The sequence below is a fragment of the Actinoallomurus acaciae genome (assembly GCF_042429965.1).
Lineage (GTDB): Bacteria > Actinomycetota > Actinomycetes > Streptosporangiales > Streptosporangiaceae > Actinoallomurus > Actinoallomurus acaciae.
The window spans coordinates 377-5,129 of sequence record NZ_JBHLZP010000587.1; the positions used below are offsets into that span (position 1 = coordinate 377).

At 71.8% G+C, this 4,753-nt stretch carries 7 protein-coding genes; 2 read left to right on the top strand and 5 right to left on the bottom strand.

The features are described 5' to 3' along the window. A partial coding sequence (locus ACFFNX_RS42590) for a gamma-glutamyltransferase (RefSeq protein WP_378211939.1) occupies positions 1-814 on the top strand: 814 nt, incomplete at its 5' end. 3 nt (positions 815-817) lie between these two features. Next, positions 818-1,573 (top strand): sulfite exporter TauE/SafE family protein, encoded by a 756-nt coding sequence (locus ACFFNX_RS42595; RefSeq protein WP_378211940.1) that lies wholly within the window; start codon positions 818-820, stop codon positions 1,571-1,573. Between the two features lie 48 nt (positions 1,574-1,621). Here the strand turns inward: ACFFNX_RS42595 and ACFFNX_RS42600 are convergent, their stop codons facing one another. The 5 genes from ACFFNX_RS42600 to ACFFNX_RS42620 form a co-directional block, all read right to left on the bottom strand. Further along, complete coding sequence (locus ACFFNX_RS42600) at positions 1,622-2,446, bottom strand: TrmH family RNA methyltransferase (protein WP_378211941.1); 825 nt, start codon at positions 2,444-2,446, stop codon at positions 1,622-1,624. A gap of 23 nt (positions 2,447-2,469) precedes the next feature. After that, positions 2,470-2,844: a 50S ribosomal protein L20 gene (gene rplT / locus ACFFNX_RS42605; protein ID WP_285618952.1), complete on the bottom strand. Its 375-nt coding sequence runs from the start codon at positions 2,842-2,844 to the stop codon at positions 2,470-2,472. 116 nt (positions 2,845-2,960) lie between these two features. Continuing rightward, the gene (rpmI, locus tag ACFFNX_RS42610) at positions 2,961-3,155 is read right to left on the bottom strand and encodes a 50S ribosomal protein L35 (protein ID WP_329261832.1); all 195 of its coding nucleotides are present in this window, start codon (positions 3,153-3,155) and stop codon (positions 2,961-2,963) included. Between the two features lie 149 nt (positions 3,156-3,304). Then, entirely contained in the window at positions 3,305-3,895 is a 591-nt protein-coding gene (gene infC / locus ACFFNX_RS42615) for a translation initiation factor IF-3 (RefSeq protein WP_446678557.1), read from the bottom strand. A 259-nt stretch (positions 3,896-4,154) separates the two neighbouring features. Further along, on the bottom strand, positions 4,155-4,753 hold a 599-nt coding region (locus ACFFNX_RS42620), incomplete at its 5' end, for a methyltransferase domain-containing protein (RefSeq protein WP_378211943.1).

The following is a 4,753-nucleotide window of genomic DNA, read 5'->3' on the forward strand; positions in this document are numbered from 1 at the left end:
CTGGTACGGCGATCCCGCGTACACCAAGGTGCCGATGGAGGCGCTCCTGCTCCCCGGCTACAACGACGAGCGGCGCGGCCGGGTCGGCCCGGAGGCGAGCCTCGAGCTGCGGCCGGGCGCCCCGGAGGGTCGCGAGCCCGTACTGACCGGGACCACGCCCGGCGCGGACGCCCCGGCCGGCGAGGGTGTGGGCGAGCCGACCGTGCGCGCCGACGGGCGGGTGAAGGGCGACACCTGTCACCTCGACGTCGCCGACCGGTACGGCAACCTGGTGTCGGCGACGCCCAGCGGAGGGTGGCTGCAGAGCTCCCCGGTCATCCCGGAGCTGGGCTTCCCCCTGGGCACGCGGGCGCAGATGTTCTGGCTGGAGCCGGGCCTGCCGGCCTCGCTGCGGCCCGGCAGCCGGCCGCGTACGACCCTGTCCCCGTCGCTGGCGCTGCGCGACGGCCGGCCGTGGATGGCGTTCGGCACGCCGGGCGGCGACCAGCAGGACCAGTGGAGCCTGAACTTCTTCCTGTCCGTCGTGCACGGCGGCCTGAACCTCCAGGAGGCGATCGACGCGCCGATGTTCCACTCGACGCACTTTCCCAGCTCGTTCTATCCGCGCGACGCGCGGCCGGGCGGCCTGATGGTGGAGGAGCGGCTCGACCCGGACGTCGTCGCGGAGCTGCGGCGGCGCGGCCACGACGTCGACGTCCAGGGACCGTGGACGCTCGGCCGGCTCAGCGCGGTGACCCGCGACTCCGGCGAGCCCGGTTTCCTGCGCGCGGCGGCCAACCCGCGGGGCGCCCAGGGTTACGCGGTCGGACGGTAACGCATGAATCTGGCGGAGACCGGGCTGCTGGCCGCGGCCGGCGTGGCGGCGGGCGTCGTCAACGCCATCGCCGGAGGCGGGTCCTTGATCTCCTTCCCCGCCCTTCTCGCGGTGGGGTACCCGGCCGTGTCGGCGAACGTGACCAACACGGTGGCGCTGTGGCCGGGGTACATCGGGGGTGCGCTGGGTTATCGGGAAGAGCTCTCCGGGCAGCGGGCGCGGGCGATCACGTTCAGCGTGACGAGCGTGCTCGGGGCGGTGGCCGGCTGTCTGCTGCTGCTGATCACCCCCGAGGGGGTCTTCCACTCACTGACGCCGGTGCTGATCGCGATGGCGAGCCTGCTGCTGGCGATCCAGCCGTGGCTGAAGAGACGCCTGAGCGCCTCGGAGCGGCTGACCCGGCGGCACCACCGGACGCTGCTGCACGCCGGCCTGCTGTTCGGGGGTATCTACGGCGCGTACTTCGGCGCCGGCCTGGGCGTCATGCTGCTGGGGATCCTCAGCGTGTTCGTCCACGACCGCCTGCAACGGGTCAACGCCGTACGCGCGGTGTTGTCGCTGGTGATCAACACGGTGGCGTTCGTGGCGTTCGCGCTCTTCGGCCCGGTGCGGTGGTACGCCGTGGCGGTGATGGCCGTGGCCAGCCTCGTCGGCGGGTTCGCGGGCGCGCGCGTGGCACGCCGGCTGTCGCCGGGGATCCTGCGCGGAGTGATCGTGACCTTCGGTCTGGGCGTCGCCCTCGCCCTCGCGCTGCGCTGACCCCCGCGATGCCCGAGCCGGGTTTCCCAGGCGGCCCCTGCACCGCCCTCAGGGCGCCTGGGAGGCCCGCTGGGCGCGCGCCGAAGTGTACAGGCAGACCGCCGCGGCGGTCGCCAGGTTGAGGCTCTCCGCGCCGCCGTAGATGGGCACCCGGACCACCTCGTCGACGGCGTTCAGGATCTCCTCGGGCAGTCCCCACGCCTCGTTGCCGAACACCCAGGCGGTGGGCCCGTCGAGCATGCCCGCCTCCAGGGCGGTGTCCAGCGAGGACTCCCCCGCTCCATCGGCGGCGACCACGGTCAGGCCCGTGTCCTTCAGCGCCGGGATGAGGGCGTCGAACCGCGGGCCCGTCACGACCGGGAGGTGGAACAGGCTGCCGGCCGAGGCCCGGACGCACTTGCCGTTGTAGGGGTCCACCGAGGCGTCGGTGAAGATCACCGAGTCGGACCCCGCGGCGTCGGCGGTCCGCAGGACCGTGCCCGCGTTGCCCGGGTCGCGGACGTGCGCCAGGACGGTCACCAGGCGCGGCGCGGGCGACAGCGCCTTCTCCAGCGCGACGTCGACGAACTCGCAGACCGCCAGCAGGCCCTGCGGAGTGACGGTCTGGGCCAGCTCGGCCATGACCTCACCGCCCACCCGGAAGATCGGCACACCGGCCTTCTCCGCCTGGGCGACCAGGTCCTGGTGGCGGTTCTCGGCCTCGGCGGTGGCGAACAGCTCCGCCAGCACGCCGTTCAGCGCCAGCGCCTCGCGTACGGCCTGCGGCCCCTCCGCGAGGAATCGGTGCTCACGGCGCCGGAACGCGCGTTTGGCGAGCCGGCGAGCCGCCTTCACCCTCGGTGATCGGGTGGAACTCAGCTCCCGGCCCGCCATCTGCGCGGATGTCCTGACGCGGATCAGGCCGCGGCGGTGCCCGCGGGCAGCGCCTTCTTGGCGGTCTCGACGAGCACCGCGAACGCGGGGGCGTCGTTGACCGCGAGCTCGGCGAGCATCCGGCGGTCGACCTCGACGCCGGCCTCACGCAGGCCCTGGATGAATCGGTTGTAGGTCATCCCGTTGGCGCGGGCCGCCGCGTTGATCCGCTGGATCCACAGCCGGCGGAACTGGCCCTTGCGGTCCTTCCGGTCACGGAAGGCATACGTCATCGAGTGGAGCTGCTGCTCCTTGGCCTTGCGGTACAGCCTGGACCGCTGGCCGCGGTAGCCACTCGCCCGCTCCAGGACGACCCGGCGCTTCTTGGCGGCGTTGACCGCCCGCTTCACGCGTGCCACGTTTCGAACTCCCTCGTGGGGGCCGGCGCCTCGTGGGCGACCGGCCGGTCGTAGGACTTACGGGACCACCGGTGCCTGCTGGCACCGGGAGCCCGGCGATCATTTCGGTGCCGGGCTTACTTGCCGAGCAGCTTCTTGATCTTCGTCTCGTCGTTCTTGGAGAGCACCACGGGCCCGTCCAGCCGGCGCGTGCGCTTGGTCGGCTTGTGCTCGAGCAGGTGGTTGCGGTTGGCGCGGCGGCGCATGACCTTGCCGGTGCCGGTGACCTTGAATCGTTTCTTGGCACCACTGTGCGTCTTCATCTTCGGCATGGTCGCCGACGTCTCCCTAGTCCGAGCGCCCTGGCACAGGCGCGCGGCGTCCCCAGGGACACCGGGCGCCGGACAAGGCGCGATGTGCGTGCTTCATCGCGAGACGACCCCGCTACGTGAGCAGGGTCGCGGCGGGAACAGCCCCCAGGTCAGGCCGGGGTCTCGTTCTCCACCTGCCGACGCGCGCGGCCGCCGGTCGCGGCGCGCTGCTCGGCCTTCGCCTCGCTCTTCTTACGGTGTGGCCCGAGCACCATGATCATGTTGCGGCCGTCCTGCTTGGGCCTGGACTCGACGAAGCCGAGTTCTTCGACGTCCTCCGCCAGCCGCTGCAGAAGCCGGAACCCGAGCTCCGGGCGGGACTGCTCGCGGCCACGGAACATGATCGTGACCTTGACCTTGTCACCTGCCTTGAGGAACCGCTCGACATGGCCCTTCTTGGTGCCGTAGTCATGCGGGTCGATCTTCGGCCGGAGTTTGATCTCCTTGATGACGGTGTGCGCCTGGTTACGTCGCGCATCGCGGGCCTTCATCGCGGACTCGTACTTGAACTTTCCGTAGTCCATGAGCTTGGCCACGGGCGGTCGCGCGGTCGGGGCGACCTCCACCAGGTCGAGATCGGACTCCCGGGCAAGGTCGAGGGCCTTGGCGATGGGAACGATGCCGACCTGTTCGCCGTTCGGACCGACGAGCCGGACCTCGGGCACGCGAATGCGCTCGTTGATACGCGGTTCGGCGCTGATGGGACCTCCTTGGGGTACTTCGCTGTCTCTGACCGGCCATACCCCGGGCCCTTCATGCGAAAAGCCCCGCATGACTCGCATTGCGGGGCCACTACCGGACACCTCGGCGGCCGAAGCCGACGAGGGGGCACACGTCGAAGTGTGCCTGACCGGGACCCATCGGCCTTCCGCTCCGTGAGGAGCGCGGCCGATCAGGTGGGAGTGACCTCCGCTTGCGCGCCCGGCGCCTGAGCGTCGGGCCAGTCAACGCTTAAAGATATCAGCTTTCGGGCGCCACGTCGAAAACGCGCACCTCGAACGCCGCCGTCACCGGCGCCGGCTCGGCGAGCGCCTCGACGCGCTTGCGCAGAGCCTCCGGATCGGTGTGCCAGGCGCTGGGGCCCATCGCCACGAGCGTGGCGACCTCCGAACGCGTCAGGCGCATCGGAAGCTCCAGCGGCCACGTACCGGCCGGGCGGAAACGTCCGCCGAGTGTATCCGCGACCCGCTCGGCCTTGCGGGGGTCGACGGTGAGCAGTTCCAGCGGGCCGATGAGTTCTCCCAGGTGAGACGCTGCCGGGGTGACGACGATGAGCACCCCGTCCGGCCGGAGCACCCGGTGGAACTCCTCGGGGTTGCGCGGCGCGAAGACGTCCAGCAGCACCCCCACCGTACCGGTGCGAACGGGAAAGGGGCGCCAGACGTCCCAGGTCAGGGCGCCGATGCGCGGGTGAGCGCGCGCGGCGCGCCGCAGCGCGTACTTGGACAGGTCCAGCGCGACCCCCGGCCGTCCCGGCAACCGGTCGAGCACGGCGCGCAGGTAGTGGCCGGTGCCCGCCCCGGCGTCCAGGACGCAGCCGCCGGCCGGGGCGTGCTCGG

Excerpts from the sequence above, each read along its gene's own strand:
- ACFFNX_RS42595 (WP_378211940.1), top strand. The coding sequence starts at position 818 with ATGAATCTGGCGGAGACCGGGCTGCTGGCCGCGGCCGGCGTGGCGGCG.
- ACFFNX_RS42600 (WP_378211941.1), bottom strand. The coding sequence starts at position 2,446 with ATGGCGGGCCGGGAGCTGAGTTCCACCCGATCACCGAGGGTGAAGGCG.
- rpmI (WP_329261832.1), bottom strand. The coding sequence starts at position 3,155 with ATGCCGAAGATGAAGACGCACAGTGGTGCCAAGAAACGATTCAAGGTC.